The organism is Shewanella sp. 3_MG-2023, assembly GCF_030548765.1.
In the GTDB taxonomy this organism is placed as follows: domain Bacteria; phylum Pseudomonadota; class Gammaproteobacteria; order Enterobacterales; family Shewanellaceae; genus Shewanella.
Genome location: NZ_JAUOSH010000023.1, coordinates 1 through 16,660, shown reverse-complemented (window position 1 = coordinate 16,660; position 16,660 = coordinate 1). Strand labels below are relative to the sequence as shown.

At 39.4% G+C, this 16,660-nt stretch carries 15 protein-coding genes and 3 tRNA genes; 14 read left to right on the top strand and 4 right to left on the bottom strand.

Features of this window, described 5'->3' with window-relative positions:
- Positions 1-313: 313 nt before the first annotated feature.
- From thrS to Q4591_RS13625, 5 genes are all read left to right on the top strand, one after another.
- Entirely contained in the window at positions 314-2,242 is a 1,929-nt protein-coding gene (gene thrS, locus Q4591_RS13645) for a threonine--tRNA ligase (RefSeq protein WP_303461475.1), read from the top strand.
- 3 nt (positions 2,243-2,245) lie between these two features.
- Positions 2,246-2,788 carry a translation initiation factor IF-3 gene (infC, locus tag Q4591_RS13640; protein ID WP_076540890.1) on the top strand — a complete coding sequence of 181 codons (543 nt, stop codon included), beginning with the start codon at positions 2,246-2,248 and terminating at the stop codon, positions 2,786-2,788.
- An 89-nt stretch (positions 2,789-2,877) separates the two neighbouring features.
- Positions 2,878-3,072, top strand: coding sequence for a 50S ribosomal protein L35 (gene rpmI / locus Q4591_RS13635; protein ID WP_055023949.1), 195 nt, complete (start codon positions 2,878-2,880; stop codon positions 3,070-3,072).
- 18 nt (positions 3,073-3,090) lie between these two features.
- Positions 3,091-3,450 carry a 50S ribosomal protein L20 gene (gene rplT, locus Q4591_RS13630; protein ID WP_076540889.1) on the top strand — a complete coding sequence of 120 codons (360 nt, stop codon included), beginning with the start codon at positions 3,091-3,093 and terminating at the stop codon, positions 3,448-3,450.
- 99 nt (positions 3,451-3,549) lie between these two features.
- On the top strand, positions 3,550-4,119 hold the full coding sequence (locus Q4591_RS13625) for a GNAT family N-acetyltransferase (RefSeq protein WP_102435421.1): 570 nt from the start codon (positions 3,550-3,552) through the stop codon (positions 4,117-4,119).
- A 180-nt stretch (positions 4,120-4,299) separates the two neighbouring features.
- Here Q4591_RS13625 and trxB read toward each other — a convergent pair whose 3' ends face one another.
- Positions 4,300-5,253, bottom strand: coding sequence for a thioredoxin-disulfide reductase (trxB, locus tag Q4591_RS13620; protein ID WP_102435419.1), 954 nt, complete (start codon positions 5,251-5,253; stop codon positions 4,300-4,302).
- Between the two features lie 156 nt (positions 5,254-5,409).
- Complete coding sequence (gene msrA, locus Q4591_RS13615) at positions 5,410-5,889, bottom strand: peptide-methionine (S)-S-oxide reductase MsrA (RefSeq protein WP_102435417.1); 480 nt, start codon at positions 5,887-5,889, stop codon at positions 5,410-5,412.
- 173 nt (positions 5,890-6,062) lie between these two features.
- Between msrA and astE the strand changes: the two genes are divergently transcribed.
- The 5 genes from astE (at position 6,063) to nadA (ending at position 12,189) form a co-directional block, all read left to right on the top strand.
- Positions 6,063-7,094: a succinylglutamate desuccinylase gene (gene astE, locus Q4591_RS13610; RefSeq protein WP_303461529.1), complete on the top strand. Its 1,032-nt coding sequence runs from the start codon at positions 6,063-6,065 to the stop codon at positions 7,092-7,094.
- A 149-nt stretch (positions 7,095-7,243) separates the two neighbouring features.
- Complete coding sequence (locus Q4591_RS13605) at positions 7,244-8,422, top strand: thiamine pyrophosphate-dependent dehydrogenase E1 component subunit alpha (protein ID WP_303461473.1); 1,179 nt, start codon at positions 7,244-7,246, stop codon at positions 8,420-8,422.
- Between the two features lie 2 nt (positions 8,423-8,424).
- A complete protein-coding gene (locus Q4591_RS13600; protein ID WP_303461471.1) occupies positions 8,425-9,402 on the top strand; it encodes an alpha-ketoacid dehydrogenase subunit beta in 978 nt (325 codons plus the stop codon).
- Positions 9,403-9,411: 9 nt separating this feature from the next.
- Positions 9,412-11,007: a dihydrolipoyllysine-residue acetyltransferase gene (locus Q4591_RS13595; RefSeq protein ID WP_303461470.1), complete on the top strand. Its 1,596-nt coding sequence runs from the start codon at positions 9,412-9,414 to the stop codon at positions 11,005-11,007.
- Between the two features lie 114 nt (positions 11,008-11,121).
- Positions 11,122-12,189, top strand: a complete 1,068-nt coding sequence (gene nadA, locus Q4591_RS13590) for a quinolinate synthase NadA (protein WP_102435409.1) — start codon at positions 11,122-11,124, stop codon at positions 12,187-12,189.
- Positions 12,190-12,293: 104 nt separating this feature from the next.
- Here the strand turns inward: nadA and gap are convergent, their stop codons facing one another.
- Positions 12,294-13,304 (bottom strand): type I glyceraldehyde-3-phosphate dehydrogenase, encoded by a 1,011-nt coding sequence (gene gap, locus Q4591_RS13585; RefSeq protein WP_102435407.1) that lies wholly within the window; start codon positions 13,302-13,304, stop codon positions 12,294-12,296.
- 235 nt (positions 13,305-13,539) lie between these two features.
- Positions 13,540-14,370, bottom strand: coding sequence for a DUF2989 domain-containing protein (locus Q4591_RS13580; protein WP_102476781.1), 831 nt, complete (start codon positions 14,368-14,370; stop codon positions 13,540-13,542).
- Between the two features lie 200 nt (positions 14,371-14,570).
- Between Q4591_RS13580 and Q4591_RS13575 the strand changes: the two genes are divergently transcribed.
- The 4 genes from Q4591_RS13575 (at position 14,571) to Q4591_RS13560 (ending at position 16,620) form a co-directional block, all read left to right on the top strand.
- A complete protein-coding gene (locus Q4591_RS13575; RefSeq protein WP_076540871.1) occupies positions 14,571-16,007 on the top strand; it encodes a glyceraldehyde-3-phosphate dehydrogenase in 1,437 nt (478 codons plus the stop codon).
- Positions 16,008-16,323: 316 nt separating this feature from the next.
- A tRNA-Gly gene (locus Q4591_RS13570) sits at positions 16,324-16,399 on the top strand.
- A gap of 18 nt (positions 16,400-16,417) precedes the next feature.
- Positions 16,418-16,491: transfer RNA gene (locus tag Q4591_RS13565), tRNA-Cys, on the top strand.
- Between the two features lie 43 nt (positions 16,492-16,534).
- A tRNA-Leu gene (locus tag Q4591_RS13560) sits at positions 16,535-16,620 on the top strand.
- The last annotated feature ends 40 nt before the right edge of the window (positions 16,621-16,660 follow it).

The following is a 16,660-nucleotide window of genomic DNA, read 5'->3' as shown; positions in this document are numbered from 1 at the left end:
TTGAGCTTGGAATTAAGTATAGTAAACATTAGTAAAACTCGCGTAATGCCAAAGTTGTCAGTTGAGGTAGCAGCTGCATTGGCTATTAAAAGTTAATCGAGTCATCCAAGAAGTGTAAAAAGCTGTTGTGATGGTGTTTTATTCAATTTTGCGACTGAGTTAGCTTGCTTGCAAAAGGCCTTTTCACATACAATGCGTATTCATGCCACTTATGACTCAGACTCCTGTAATGTCTGATGTTCGGTGGCATTTCTTTTATATATTAATTACCAAGTGGCCCTACGTGTGGGTCACCACTGGATAAGGAAATGAAATGCCTATTATTACTTTGCCTGATGGCAGCAAACGTGAGTTTGCCGATTCTGTTTCTACTTTAGATGTCGCTGCCGACATCGGTCCTGGTTTAGCTAAAGCGTGTATTGCTGGTCGTGTGAACGGTGAACTCGTTGATGCTTGTGATTTAATTACTACAGATTCAGAACTTTCAATCATTACGGCTAAAAATGAAGAGGGTGTTGAAATCCTTCGCCATTCTTGTGCGCACTTATTAGGTCATGCTATTAAGCAAATGTGGCCTGAAACTAAAATGGCAATCGGTCCAGTTATTGATAATGGCTTTTACTACGATATCGATTTAGATCACAAGCTTACTCAAGAAGATATCGATGCGTTAGAAAAACGTATGCAAGCATTAGCTAAAACAAATTATAGCGTTATTAAGAAAGTGGTTTCTTGGCAAGAAGCCCGTGATACGTTCGAAGCTCGTGGTGAAGAATACAAAATTGCAATCTTAGATGAAAATATCAGCAAAGATGCAACCCCAGCGCTTTACCATCACGAAGAATATATTGATATGTGTCGTGGACCTCATGTACCTAACATGAAGTTCTGTCAAAACTTTAAGTTAATGAGTGTTGCTGGTGCATACTGGCGCGGTAACTCTGACAATAAAATGCTACAACGTGTTTACGGTACTGCTTGGGCAGACAAAAAAGCTCTTAAAGTACATTTAAACCGTCTTGAAGAAGCGGCTAAACGTGACCACCGTAAAATTGGTAAACAGTTAGACCTTTATCATATGCAAGAAGAAGCGCCAGGAATGGTGTTTTGGCACAATGATGGTTGGAGCTTATATTTAGAGCTTGAGAAGTTTATTCGTCAAAAACTAGGGCAATACACTTACCAAGAAGTTAAAGGTCCATTAATGATGGATCGTAACTTGTGGGAACGCTCTGGCCATTGGGACAAATACGCTGATGCGATGTTCACAACGAACAGTGAAAACCGTGAATATGCGATTAAGCCTATGAACTGTCCGGGACACGTACAGATCTTTAACCAAGGGTTGAAGTCTTACCGTGATTTGCCATTAAAAATGGCTGAGTTTGGTTGTTGTCATCGTAACGAACCATCAGGTTCTTTACATGGCCTAATGCGCGTTCGTGGCTTTACTCAAGATGACGCACACGTATTCTGTACCGATGACCAAGTTCAAGAACAAGTCAGTGAATGTATTCAAATGGTGTATGACACATACGGTACGTTTGGATTTGAAAATATCGTCGTTAAATTATCAACTCGTCCAGAAAAACGTATTGGTGATGACGATATGTGGGATCGTGCTGAAGAAGCATTAAAGAAAGCACTTAAGGCTAATGATATCGAATTTGATATTTTACCTGGTGAAGGTGCGTTCTATGGCCCAAAAATCGAATTTACTTTGCATGATTGCTTAGATCGTGCGTGGCAATGTGGTACAGTGCAACTTGATTATGCGTTACCTTCACGTTTAGGTGCTACCTATGTTGCTGAAGATAACACTCGTCAAACACCGGTTATGATTCACAGAGCTATTTTAGGCTCACTTGAGCGCTTCCTCGGTATTCTAATTGAAGAGTATGCAGGTAAATTCCCGACATGGCTTGCACCAGTGCAAGTAATTGTTATGAACATTACTGATAAACAGTCTGATTATGTAGATGAAATTGTTAAAACTTTCAAAGAAAGTGGCATTCGAGCATCTAAAGACTTGAGGAATGAGAAAATAGGCTTTAAAATACGTGAACATACGTTAAAGCGTGTACCTTATTTATTGGTCGTTGGTGATCAAGAGATAGAAAATAAGGAAGTTGCGGTACGAACACGTGACGGTATCGATTTAGGCAAGATTAAAATCAATGATTTTATTGCCAAGATACAAAAACAAATTTCGAGCCGTAGTCTAATTTTGTTGGAGGAATAGGTCATAAAGATCAAGAGAGCAGCAGGGCGACAGCCAGCCCCTAATCGTATTAACGAAGAAATCACTGGCGTACCAGAAGTTCGTCTATCGGATATCGAAGGCGAATCTGTTGGAATCGTAAGTATTTCACAGGCTCAAGAATTAGCTGATGAAGCAGGTGTAGACCTGGTTGAAATTAGTCCTAACGCTGAGCCTCCGGTCTGTCGCATTATGGACTACGGTAAGTTCCTTTTTGATAAAGCGAAAGCTCAAAAAGAACAAAAGAAGAAGCAGAAACAGGTCCAGCTGAAGGAAATTAAATTCCGTCCTGGCACTGATGAAAACGACTATCAGGTAAAACTACGCAACCTGATTCGTTTTCTAGAAGATGGGGACAAAGCGAAAATTACGCTGCGTTTCCGTGGTCGCGAAATGGCACACCAAAGCTTAGGTATGGATCTTTTGAACCGTATCAAAGCAGATTTGGAAACATATGCTGTTGTTGAATCTTTCCCGAAAATGGAAGGTCGACAAGCAGTTATGGTCCTAGCACCTAAAAAGAAATAGTAGGGCAACCAATTAAAAAGTAGCAAAATCCTTTTTGAGGGTTTTGCTCGCCTTACGTTTTATTAATGTCCCAATGCGGAGTTTTAGCAATGCCTAAAATGAAAACAGATAAGGGTGTCCAAAAACGCTTCAGAAAAACCGCTAATGGTTTCAAGCGCAAACAGGCACACTTACGTCATATTTTGACAAAGAAGAGCACTAAGCGTAAACGTCACTTACGTGCTAAATGTTTAGTAGCTAAGTCTGATGTGCCAGCAATTGCACGTCAACTACCATACGCTTAATTAAAGGAGATATGAACAATGCCTAGAGTTAAGCGTGGTGTAACCGCTCGTGCTCGTCACAAGAAAGTACTTAAATTAGCCAAAGGTTATTACGGAGCTCGCTCTCGTACTTTCCGTGTTGCTGTTCAAGCAGTAACTAAAGCTGGTCAATATGCTTACCGTGACCGTCGTCAAAAGAAACGTCAATTCCGTCAACTTTGGATTGCACGTATCAATGCGGCATCTCGTCAAAATGGTCTTTCTTATAGCCGTTTCATTAACGGTCTTAAAAAAGCTTCGATCGAAATCGATCGTAAAATTTTGGCTGACATCGCTGTATTCGACAAAGTTGTTTTCACAATTTTAGTTGAAAAAGCAAAAGAAGCTTTAGCTAAGTAATTAGTTATTATTCTTTAAAAAAGGAACCTTAGGGTTCCTTTTTTTATATCTAAAATTTAGAATCTTGCCATTGTGTTTGACTTATTGGAAGTAGGTGTTATGAAAACCCAGTTAGCAACAGACAGATTATCAATTGCTATTATGACGCTTGATGATGCCGATTTACTTTACGCTCTAGACCAAAATCCCGATGTGATGAAATATATAAACGGCGGAAAACCTACCTCAAAATCTGATATAGAACATATTTCTATACCACGTTTGGCAAGTTACTTAACGCCATCCAAAGGGTGGGGCTTTTGGAAGGTGTTTGAAAAGCGAGAACTAGATACTGTTGATCGTCGTGATAACTTTGTTGGTTGGATATTGATTAGGCCCATGGGCTTTTTCAGTGAGACCCCTGAATTTAATAATCTTGAAATTGGTTGGCGATTCAAACAATCAGCTTGGGGGAAAGGTTATGCGACAGAAAGCGCCAAAGCAGTGATTAAATTATTGGTAGAGGAACAACCAATTATTGAACGTTTTACAGCAATAGCGGATAAGGATAATTTAGGTTCAATTAAAATTATGAAGAAAATAGGAATGGAATTTATCTGTCAGCAGTTTCATTCAGATGTTAATGGCAAAACTGAAGTTGTAATATACAGTTTGAAAGTTAACCATTAAAAAAATGAGTAATGTGCAGTAATAGTGTTAAACAAAAACTGGTCAACTGTATAAACAACAGCCTTCACCTGTGTTATTCACATCGATAAAATACAAACAATAAAAAAGCCATCACAATAATGGATGGCTTGTCGCTACTAGCTCACTATGTGTAAACTAGTAGATTACAAAGTGACGATTCTACTTTTGTGCGTCTAAGTAACGCTCGGCATCTAACGCAGCCATACAACCTGATCCTGCTGAAGTAATAGCTTGACGATAATGTTGATCCATTACGTCACCACAAGCATAAATGCCTTCAACACTTGTCTGAGTTGCGTTACCTTGAAGGCCACTGTTGACGGTAATGTAACCGTAGTTCATATCAAGTTGACCGTCAAAAATACCGGTGTTTGGGCTATGACCAATCGCAATGAAAACGCCAGCAACCTCTAAATCTGAAATTGACTCATCTTTAGTGCTTTTCATTTTAAGACCGGTAACACCCATGTTGTCACCGACGACTTCATCAAGAGTTTGATCTAAGTGTAGGATGATATTGCCATTAGCAACTTTATCCATCAGACGGTTGATCAGGATCTTTTCTGATCGGAAAGAATCACGACGGTGGATTAAATGCACCTCAGAAGCAATATTACTTAAATAAAGCGCTTCTTCAACAGCAGTGTTACCACCACCAACTACAGCCACTTTTTGGTTACGATAAAAGAAACCATCACAGGTAGCACAGGCTGATACACCACGGCCCATAAATGCTTCTTCAGATGGAAGGCCTAAATATTTGGCAGATGCACCAGTTGCAATGATTAATGCGTCACAAGTAAACTCACCATTGTCTCCTTTTAATCGGTAAGGGCGCTGGCTAAAATCAACTTCATTAATATGATCAAAGATAATTTCAGTATCAAACTTTTCAGCATGTTCTTGCATTCTTGCCATTAATGCTGGACCGGTTAAGCCATTAGCATCGCCTGGCCAGTTTTCAACTTCAGTAGTCGTAGTCAGTTGACCACCTTGTTGCATCCCAGTGATCATGACAGGTTTCAAATTTGCACGTGCTGCGTAAACTGCAGCAGTATAACCAGCAGGGCCAGAACCTAAAATTAACAGGTTAATATGACGAGCTTGACTCATTTTTTTATTTCTCCATTACATGCTTTAAGCAATTTGCATGGATTGTAGGGAATTTACAGGGTGGGGTAAAGTAGCGATTGCTCCAAGATATAGATTGAGGCAATCGATACCGTACACAAAAGACACCAAGGACTTATCGCATTAGACTTTTACATGCTAATAACTAATATGACAACTTGGTAAGCCATTCTTTTCTAGATAGTTTTGGTGGTATTCTTCCGCCGGATGAAAGGTTTGAACCGGTACAATTTCAGTTACAATTTGTCGTAATCCCCATTTACCACTTTGAATTAGCAACAATTTAGATTGCTCTGCTAATAATTTTTGTTCTTGGCTGTGGAAAAAAATAGTGCTTCGATATTGGCTGCCAATATCACCACCTTGCATATTTAGAGTGGTTGGATTGTGGTTTTGCCAAAAAACGGTCAACAACTCTTCATAGCTAACGATATGTTCGTCAAACTCAACCTGTACCACTTCTGCATGGCCCGTTACGCCCGCTTTCACTTGCTCGTAGGTCTGAAATTTGTCATTTCCCCCCATATAACCGCATTGTGCTGCAACTACACCATTTATTTGTTTAAAAAAATATTCAACGCCCCAAAAACAGCCTGCACCAAAAGTTGCTATAGTCATACGATACCCGTAAAGAAGTCTAGATGGCTAAAAGTATATTTATTCTAATAAATAATGCAAGCAAAGATTTACACTCTGTTAAATGTTACTTAACGTTAGCTTCCCCTAAATGTGATAGAATCCGACTACCGTTTGAAACCATTCAATATTTAAAGCCGCATCAAGGAGTCAGCGTGTTTCAACAATTAATGGATGACAAAGATTTTTTAGCATTTACGTTAACTAACATTAATAACAAGGTGCCAGAACAGCGCTTTGAATTGTCAAATAAAACAACAGTTACGATTTTAGATAACGGGATTATTTGTTTTAATCCAGCTCAAGGGTCGACTAAAGACATTGTTTTATCTTGTGCCATACATGGTAACGAAACAGCACCTATTGAAATCTGTAACGAACTCATAAATAATTTATTAAAAGAAACAATCGTTACAAAACAAAGAGTCCTGTTTATAATTGGCAATCCAGATTCCATACTCAGCCAAACACGCTTTGTAGAAGAGAATATGAATCGTTTGTTCAGTGGGGCACATTCTTCCGGTTTAGGTTTATCAAATAAAGAAAGAGTTAGAACAAAAAAATTAGAGGAATATGTAGCTAATTTTTATCTTCAAAATAATAGCTCACAACGAATACATTACGACTTACACACCGCGATAAAGCCGTCTAAACATGAGAAATTTGCGATTTATCCTTACAGGCCTGGACGTAGCTTTAGTGCTGATCAAATTATGTTTTTAGCGGGTTGTGATGTTGACACCATTTTATTCCATCATGAACCTACCACTACTTTTAGCTATTATTCATCAGAACAATTCAAAGCCGATGCATTTACAGTCGAACTGGGTAAAGTGATGCCTTTTGGCGAGAATGATATGTTAAAATTTGCCAATACTAAAAAGATGCTTTTGCAGTTGATAACTCAACAACAAGTTGAACTAGCTCCTTTTGATAAAGACAAACTTCACTTATATAAAGTGTCTCGTTCCATTAACAAGCAGTTTGATGATTTCAAATTCACCTTTGATAAGACAACGGTAAATTTTTCTGGGTTCAAGCAAAATCATGTATTAGCAACGGAAGGTGACACTGAGATTAAGGTCATTTATCCATACGAAGCTATCGTTTTTCCTAATGAAAATGTACCTGTGGGCCAACGTACAGTATTATGTTTAGTGCCAGCACCTAATGAAGACATTCAATAAGTTGTAAAGCTAAATATACATTATATATGACAGGATATTCACTAAGTGGAATGAACATTAGTTGATAGTAAGTTTACGTTAACGTAATGTTCGTTCGCATATAATAAATTACGCTTTATTTTTAAGGCTACAAATAACAAGAGCACAATATGAGCAACGCAACACTGACTAATGAAACAGTGCATCGTGTCAGCTTCTTAGACAAAGCTTCATTGCACATTCCTATTTTAAAAATTCTACAATCTGATGGCACAACTTACGAAAATGCCGTCATGCCCGTTATTGATAAAGCCTTGGCTGAACGTATACATGATACTTGTGTTTTTACCCGAGTATTAGATGAACGTATGTTAAGTGCTCAAAGGCAAGGTCGTATTAGTTTTTATATGACTTGTACTGGCGAAGAAGCCTCTATCATTGGCAGTACTGCTGCACTTGATGACGGTGATGTCATATTGGCGCAATACCGAGAGCATGCATCACTTAGATATCGTGGTTTTACCACTGAACAATTTATGAATCAAATGTTCAGTAATGAAAAAGATTTAGGTAAAGGCAGACAGATGCCAATTCATTACGGTAGTAAAGAATTAAATTACCAGACAATTTCATCACCACTAGCGACTCAAATACCACAAGCTACCGGTGTTGCACATGCTTTTAAATTACAAGGCAAACGTAACGTTGCTATTTGTTATTTTGGCGAAGGTGCAGCATCAGAAGGTGACTTTCACGCAGGCCTAAATATGGCTGCAGTTTTAAAGTCACCAACGATCTTTTTCTGTCGTAACAATGGTTACGCGATTTCAACGCCAACTGAAGAGCAATTTGCAGGTAATGGCATTGCCAGTCGTGGTGTTGGTTATGGTATGCACACTATTCGTGTTGATGGTAACGATATGCTTGCGGTACTCGCAGCAACTCAACAAGCTCGAGCTCATGCGTTAGAACATAATGCGCCAGTACTCATCGAAGCGATGACGTACCGTTTAGGTGCACATTCATCTTCAGATGACCCATCGGGTTATCGTTCAAAAGAAGAAGAAGCTAAGTGGGAGCAACATGATCCTGTTAAGCGCTTTAAACTTTGGATGATCAATAAAGATTGGTTAAACGAAAAAGATGATGCTGCAGCTTATGAACAATACCGAGAAGAAGTACTTAATGCCGTTAAAGTGGCAGAAAAAGTGGCTTTACCGCATATCGACTTGTTAATCACAGATGTATTAGATAAACCAACACCTGCTTTAGAGAAACAATTAGCTGATTTAAAACAACATATTAAAAAATATCCTAAGTCGTATCCTAAAAGTGCAGGGAGAATTTAATCGTGGCTGAAATGAACATGTTACACGCCATTAATGATGCGTTATCAATTGCGATGACCGCGGATGAAAGAATGGTGGTATTTGGTGAAGATGTTGGACACTTTGGTGGTGTTTTTCGAGCGACATCTGGACTACAAGAAAAATTCGGCCGTGATCGTTGTTTCAATACACCGTTAACCGAGCAGGGTATTGCTGGCTTTGCTAATGGCTTAGCCTCAAATGGCATGACTGCTGTGGCAGAGATCCAATTCGCTGATTATATCTTCCCTGCATTTGACCAAATCGTTAATGAATCAGCAAAATTCAGATATCGCAGTGGTAATCAATTTGATGTTGGCGGACTGACTTTTAGAACCCCTTATGGTGGCGGTATTGCAGGCGGCCATTATCACTCGCAATCTCCAGAAGCGTACTTTACCCAAACGCCTGGTTTAAAAGTTGTCATTCCACGTAACCCAGAGCAAGCAAAAGGGCTGTTACTTGCTTCTATACGTGACCCTAATCCAATTATTTTCTTTGAGCCTAAGCGTCTTTATCGTGCTTCAGTTGGCGAAGTGCCCGCTGGCGATTATGAAATCGAGCTAGGTAAAGCAGAAGTGGTTAAATCAGGAACTGATATCACTTTACTAGGTTGGGGCGCGCAAATGGAGATCCTTGAAAAAGCAGCGCTTATGGCTGAAAAAGAGGGTATTTCATCTGAAATTATCGATTTGCGCACTCTGGCACCTTGGGACATAGAAACCGTTGCTGCTTCAGTTAAGAAAACGGGTCGGTTATTAATAAACCATGAAGCGCCGTTAACAGGTGGCTTTGCTGGTGAAATTGCAGCAACAATTCAGCAGGAATGTTTCTTAAGCCTTGAATCACCCATTAGCCGAGTATGTGGTTTAGATACTCCATACCCGCTTATTCTTGAAAAAGAATACATGCCAGATGAGCTTAAATCATTCGAAGCCATTAAAGCATCAGTTAATTTCTAGGAGCAAGATATGATTAAAGATTTTATTTTGCCGGATATTGGTGAAGGTGTTGTTGAATGTGAGCTTGTCGATTGGATGGTTAAAGAAGGCGACTTAGTCGTTGAAGATCAACCCATCGCTGATGTCATGACCGATAAAGCTTTAGTGCAAATTCCTGCACCACATGGTGGCGTAATTACTAAGCTGTATTATGCCAAAGGCGATATTGCTAAAGTACATGCACCACTTTATGCCGTGGATATGGATGCAACTGCTGCCGAACCTTTTGTCATTTCGACAGCGGCGGAAGTAAAAAATGATTCAAGCCATACACCTAGCAATGCCTCGATTCAAAATACGCCACAAGCCCCTGTTACAGGTAAAGCGATTGAAGAGTTTTTATTGCCAGATATTGGTGAAGGTATTGTAGAGTGTGAACTGGTTGAGTGGTTAGTCGAAGAAGGCGATAGCGTGGTTGAAGATCAACCTATTGCTGATGTGATGACAGACAAAGCTTTGGTTCAAATTCCAGCAATAAAAAATGGCACTATTGTTAAACTTCATTATCGAAAAGGCCAGCTTGCAAAAGTACATGAACCTCTATTTGCCATCGAAGTTGAATCTACCTTAGTAGCAAATACCCTTGTAGATGATGCTCCAGCAACCCAAGTGGCTTTAGATGTTTCACCTGAGCCTGTTATACAAGGCAAAGCATTAGCCAGTCCTGCAGTGCGACGTTTAGCCCGCAGCTTAGATATCAATATTGCTGATGTGAAAGGATCAGGCAAAAGTGGCCGTGTCTATAAAGAAGATATTGAAAGCCACTTAACTGCAGCGACGCCTAAGTCTACGACAGTTTCTACTCCTGTGGTCAATAACCAAGCCCCAGCAGTTACGCCAGCGACAACCGTGTCAAGCGCTACTGATAAAGTCGAACCTATCAAAGGTGTTAAAGCGGTTATGGCGAAAATGATGGTGGAGTCTGTTTCGACCATTCCGCATTTTACCTATTGTGAAGAGTTTGACTTAACAGATCTAGTTGCCTTGCGCGCCGAAATGAAGCAACGCTACTCTACTGATGAAGTTAAGCTAACAATGATGCCATTTTTCATGAAAGCAATGTCGTTAGCCATCAATGAATTCCCTGTGCTGAATAGCCAGGTCAATTCCGAGTGTACTGAGCTGACGTATAAAGCTTCTCATAACATAGGTATGGCTGTTGATTCAAAAGTTGGTTTGTTAGTACCTAATGTAAAAGACGTGCAAAACAAATCTATTCTAGAAGTTGCTGCTGAAATTACTCGTTTAACCACTGCTGCTCGTAGTGGCCGCGTTTCACCTGCAGATCTTAAAGGTGGCACGATTTCTATTTCTAATATTGGTGCACTCGGTGGCACAGTGGCAACGCCAATCATCAATAAACCTGAAGTAGCCATTGTAGCGTTAGGTAAACTGCAAACTCTACCGCGCTTTAATGAAAACGGTGAAGTTGAAGCGCGTAAAATAATGCAAGTTAGTTGGTCTGGCGATCATCGCGTAATTGATGGTGGCACCATTGCCCGTTTTTGTAATTTATGGAAGCTCTATCTGGAACAACCTCAAGAGATGTTATTAGCCATGCGCTAATTCCTTCACCTTAAAAATAGGTTACCCAGTTACACGAAAGGACGCGAAAGCGTCCTTTAATTTTATGGGCCGATTTTGTATAATACTCAAACGTTGTAACTTCTCGGAATCAAAATGATCACTTCGGCACCGAATATCGCTTCAATCGAATATCCTTTTCCCGCAAAACCCGCTGTATTAAATGAAGCCGAAAAGGCTGATTATAAACAAAAAATTAAACAGCTTTTAAAAGAACAAAATGCGGTTCTTGTTGCACATTACTATACTGATCCTGAAATTCAAGCCTTAGCAGAAGAGACAGGTGGATGCGTATCTGATTCTTTAGAAATGGCACGCTTTGGTCGTGATCATCCTGCTAAAACGTTAATTGTTGCTGGCGTTAAATTTATGGGCGAAACGGCTAAAATTCTTAGCCCTGAAAAAACCATTCTAATGCCTACTTTAGATGCCACCTGTTCACTTGATATTGGTTGTCCTATTGAGCAATTTTCGGCATTTTGCGATGCTCATCCAGATCATACCGTTGTGGTCTACGCTAACACCTCTGCCGCTGTTAAAGCGCGTGCAGATTGGGTTGTTACATCAAGTATCGCCCTTGAAATCGTTGAACACTTAGATAGTGAAGGTAAGAAAATCATCTGGGGCCCAGATAGACATTTAGGCAGTTATATCGCTAAAGAAACTGGCGCCGATATGCTGATGTGGCAAGGTGATTGTATTGTTCATGACGAATTTAAAGCAAAAGCCTTACGTGAATTAAAAATACAATATCCAGATGCTGCTGTGCTAGTTCACCCAGAATCACCAGCAAATGTGGTAGCGTTAGCTGATGCTGTAGGTTCAACTAGTCAGTTAATTAAAGCTGCACAAACTATGGACAATCAGCAATTCATTGTAGCAACCGATCGCGGCATTTTTTATAAAATGCAACAAGCTGCACCGGGTAAGACACTTATTGAAGCGCCAACAGGCGGTAATGGCGCCACTTGTAAAAGCTGTGCCCATTGTCCTTGGATGGCTATGAATGGTCTTCAAGCGATTGAAGCATCGCTCAGTAGTGTCGATAAAACAACCCATGAAGTGTTTGTTGATGACGCTTTACGTGATGATGCGTTAGTGCCACTTAATAGAATGCTAAATTTTGCTCAAACCCTTAATATGAAAGTAAAAGGCAACGCCTAATTAAGTTTGTAAGATTTAGCTTAGTATTACTAAGCTAAATGACAGACAATAAAAAGCCCTGCAATTGCAGGGCTTTTTCATATTAGTCAAATGACTGCTATGAATTATTTAGCTGTCATTAATGCAACAGTATTATCTAACATGCGGTTACTGAAACCCCATTCGTTATCATACCAAGCCATTACTTTGACAAGTCGACCATTAACACGTGTTTGAGTCGCGTCAAAGTTAGAAGAAAATGCATTATGGTTGAAGTCGATAGAGACTAAAGGTTCAACATTAATAGCAAGCGCTTCATTCAATGGTGAAGTTTTTGCTGCATCTGCCACTATCTGGTTAATTTCTTCAACTGTGGTGTCACGAGACGCTTGGAAAGTGAGATCTACAAGAGATACGTTGACTGTCGGTACACGTACAGCTAAACCGTCAAACTTACCTTGAAGCTCAGGAACCACTAAACCTACAGCAGCAGCTGCCCCAGTTTGAGTTGGGATCATAGACATTGCTGCTGCACGAGCACGACGTAAATCAGTGTGGTAAACATCTGATAAGCGTTGATCATTGGTGTAAGCATGAATAGTAGTCATTAAACCTGATTCAATACCAACAGAGTCATTCAACGGTTTCGCAAAAGGCGCTAAACAGTTGGTTGTACATGAAGCATTTGAAATCACAGTCATGTCAGCAGTTAGTACGTCATTGTTTACGCCATAAACAACTGTAGCGTCAACATTTTTACCTGGTGCTGAAATAATAACTTTCTTCGCGCCCGCTGTTAAATGTGGCTGTACCGCTTCTTTAGAAGTGAAAATACCAGTACATTCATACACAACATCAACATTCAACTCTGCCCAAGGCAATTTAGAAGGGTCACGTTCTTGGAAAGTTAGGATTTTATCGCCATTAACGTAGATAGCTTCATCATCATGATCAACTTTAGCATTAAAACGACCATGAACTGAATCATACTTGGTAAGGTGAGCATTAATTGAAGCATCACCTAAATCGTTGAGTGCAACGATTTCAATTGGGTAATCCTTTTCGCTTTCATAAAGCGCACGTAAAACATTTCTACCGATACGGCCATAGCCGTTAATTGCTACACGGATAGTCATTGCATATCCCTCAAGTGATTATAAAATCTGTTTCGTAAATCATGTGGTAGTAAAATTACCAAATTAACGATTTTCGTCAAGTAAAAAAGCCGAAAAATGGCAATTTAAGCGTCAAATGTCTGTATTTTATTTACAGAATTCAATATATCACACACTTTTTGTGTTTTTTTGTAAGTCGTCAACAAATAAGTGAAAAATATAATGTGTTCATTGTAGTTAATAACGCGCTAGTTTTTTAATCAATTCGCGTTTTAAATTGGCTGATATCGAATTGACCTAAGGAAAGTTGATTAACTAACATTTGCGCATCGAGGTCTAATTGGGCTGCCAAGGTTTTATTATTGCCAATTAAGGCTAAAAGCCTCTGCTCAGAAGCCACATAATCACTCATCAACAAATTGACTTTGGTAAACAAGTATTCATTTTGTGAATTTTGTTCACGTCGATAAATGCTCGCTAAACCTAAAAGCCAGTCTGGATCCAAAGTTTCTGCGTTTGAGTTAGCTAAAAGTGATAAATACAGTGCTTTTGATTGGCTGGTATTTATTTTTAAATAATAACTGGCAATGTGGGACAACATGAAAACTTCATTAACTTCACCAGATTGTTCTGCGGCGATGACAGCATCTCGTGAATCACCATCATTAAAAGTGGTCCAGCGGTAGTAAGCCAAATAAAGATCTGGGTTATCTTGAGTAGATTCTCTTAATTGGGCTAAGTTTTGGGTACTAATAGCATAAGCACGTTCTCGATCTTCAGTACGGTGAGTATTAATAACATGTTTAACCCCGGCAGCAAGTTCGATGCATTTACTATAAGACTCAAGCTTGATGAGTTGCTCATAGAGTAACTTTCCTGAAGGGGTTTCTATCTGCTTTAATTGGTAACGACTGCGAATTAAGTCGCCTTTTTCTACTAAACACCAACTATCTTGGTGTAAATCGGCACAAAGTTCAGGATTTTTTTTACATATGGCGGCACTATTTCGACCAACATCACAACCGAAAAGGCCGAATAATGCAGCGAATAAAGAAAATGATGTAATTATTACTAAACTTTTGTTCAAAACTGGCTCCGCATGGTGATTTTTTCTAATAAAATTACAGGTTTAGTAAAAATTTCTTACTGGTGAAATGCGTCAAATTTCATTACAATGACGGCGACTAATAAGGGATAACCCTACAATAATCTGATTATTGGTCTTTTCTTTCTGTTACTCAATTCTTTCTGCGACAAAGCCGAAATATGAGATAAAGGATCTTTTTAATGAGCGCTGATAAACACCTACAAAGTTGGCAAGAACGTTTCGAAATGGCTGAGGCTATGCAGCCTTTACTTGGGAAATTATACCGTAATCAAGGCGTTGAAGTCTTAATTTTTGGTAAACCACTTTTAAACGCATCAACAATAGAAATTATTAAAGCGCATCGCTTAGTTCGTCGTCACATTGGCGATAAGTTACGTTTACGCGAAAGTTTCCCATTTGTAGAAGCGTTAAGTAAGTTGTCAGTTAAGCATTGTAAAGTCGATATTGGCAAGCTTGCCATTAATTACTGGCGTGAACACTCTGATGCATCACAAATTCAATCTTATATGACTCACGCTTTAGAAGCGGGCATAAATTTTGGAGATGATGTTGCCGCTAAAGATGTCGTGCTATACGGTTTTGGTCGAATAGGGCGGTTATTAGCACGCCTGATGATCGAAAAAACCGGTCAAAGCAACAAATTATGTCTTCGTGCTATTGTACTTCGTGGTGGCAAGAAAGGCGATTTGGAAAAACGCGCCAGCTTATTACGTCGTGATTCGGTGCATGGTTCTTTCAATGGCTCAGTTGAAGTTGATGAAGAGAACAACGCATTAATCGCCAATGGTACTTACATTCAAATAATCTATGCTAATTCACCTGATGAAGTCGATTATACCCAATACGGTATAAATGATGCATTGGTTGTTGATAATACCGGTATTTGGAAAGATGAAGCTGGCCTTGGTTTGCACCTTAAGAGTAAAGGTGCCAGTAAGGTTCTGTTAACGGCACCAGCTAAAGGCGCCATTAAAAATGTTGTTTATGGTGTCAATGAAAATGACATTTTACCAGAAGACATCATTGTTTCTGCTGCTAGTTGTACTACTAATGCTATTACACCGGTTCTAAAAGCGGTTAATGATAAGTACGGTATTGAAAATGGCCATGTAGAAACTATTCACTCTTATACGAACGATCAAAACTTGATTGATAACTATCACAGTGCTGATCGCCGTGGCCGTAGTGCGCCATTAAACATGGTTATTACTGAAACTGGTGCTGCTAAAGCCGTATCTAAAGCGTTACCTGTGCTAGAAGGTAAGCTAACGGGCAATGCGATACGTGTACCTACACCTAATGTGTCAATGGCTATCATTAGTGTTAATTTAAACGGTGAAACAAACCGTGACGAATTAAATGAATACCTCAAAGATGTGGCATTAACTTCAGAGCTGCGTAATCAAATTGATTTTACTGAATCTACTGAGATTGTTTCTAGTGATTTAGTGGGCTCGCGTTATGCAGGCGTTGTTGACTCTCAAGCAACAATTGCAGAAGGTAAACGTGCAATTTTGTATGTTTGGTATGACAATGAATTTGGTTATAGCTGTCAGGTAGTGGGCGTTATGCAAAAAATGCTGGGTATTACGACTTTGTCTTTACCGAGCGCATAAACAGAACCTAATTAATGCCTAAGCGCAATTCACCTATTAAAAGCACTTCTTTGAAGTGCTTTTTTATTAGCAAACCATTATCACATTGCAGTTTTTGAATATTCTCAGCTGAAATAGCCCAGTCTTTTCAAATTAAGATTTTTCATACTGAATAGCTTTTAACCAAGTTCAGTTAATATTTATTCGATGCGTTTATTTATGCGACAAACGCACTAAAAACAACGAAAAAACTATAAAACTTCATTGACAGAATTGCTTAAAACAGTAAAAATGCATTCCGAAGTCAACGACAACACCTTGTTATTGATTCTGTAAAGCGACATTAGCTCAGTTGGTAGAGCGATACCTTGCCAAGGTATAGGTCATCGGTTCGAACCCGATATGTCGCTCCAATTCATTAAATGAATTGCGGCGCGATGGCAGAATGGCTATGCTGCGGATTGCAAATCCGTCGACCTCGGTTCGACTCCGGGTCGCGCCTCCACAATTTTGTTTAGTTGTTAAATTAACAATTAAATGACACTTTTGCCCGAGTGGTGGAATCGGTAGACACAAGGGATTTAAAATCCCTCGCTTAATAGGCGTGCCAGTTCAAGTCTGGCCTCGGGTACCATTATTCTTAGTCTTTGCTTAGCAATGATGAGAACTTACAT

What these genes read in the sequence shown, in the direction of transcription:
- thrS (WP_303461475.1), top strand. Translation starts at nt 314, where the DNA reads ATGCCTATTATTACTTTGCCTGATGGCAGCAAACGTGAGTTTGCCGAT.
- rpmI (WP_055023949.1), top strand. Translation starts at nt 2,878, where the DNA reads ATGCCTAAAATGAAAACAGATAAGGGTGTCCAAAAACGCTTCAGAAAA.
- rplT (WP_076540889.1), top strand. Translation starts at nt 3,091, where the DNA reads ATGCCTAGAGTTAAGCGTGGTGTAACCGCTCGTGCTCGTCACAAGAAA.
- Q4591_RS13625 (WP_102435421.1), top strand. Translation starts at nt 3,550, where the DNA reads ATGAAAACCCAGTTAGCAACAGACAGATTATCAATTGCTATTATGACG.
- trxB (WP_102435419.1), bottom strand. Translation starts at nt 5,253, where the DNA reads ATGAGTCAAGCTCGTCATATTAACCTGTTAATTTTAGGTTCTGGCCCT.
- msrA (WP_102435417.1), bottom strand. Translation starts at nt 5,889, where the DNA reads ATGACTATAGCAACTTTTGGTGCAGGCTGTTTTTGGGGCGTTGAATAT.
- Q4591_RS13605 (WP_303461473.1), top strand. Translation starts at nt 7,244, where the DNA reads ATGAGCAACGCAACACTGACTAATGAAACAGTGCATCGTGTCAGCTTC.
- Q4591_RS13595 (WP_303461470.1), top strand. Translation starts at nt 9,412, where the DNA reads ATGATTAAAGATTTTATTTTGCCGGATATTGGTGAAGGTGTTGTTGAA.
- nadA (WP_102435409.1), top strand. Translation starts at nt 11,122, where the DNA reads ATGATCACTTCGGCACCGAATATCGCTTCAATCGAATATCCTTTTCCC.
- gap (WP_102435407.1), bottom strand. Translation starts at nt 13,304, where the DNA reads ATGACTATCCGTGTAGCAATTAACGGCTATGGCCGTATCGGTAGAAAT.
- Q4591_RS13575 (WP_076540871.1), top strand. Translation starts at nt 14,571, where the DNA reads ATGAGCGCTGATAAACACCTACAAAGTTGGCAAGAACGTTTCGAAATG.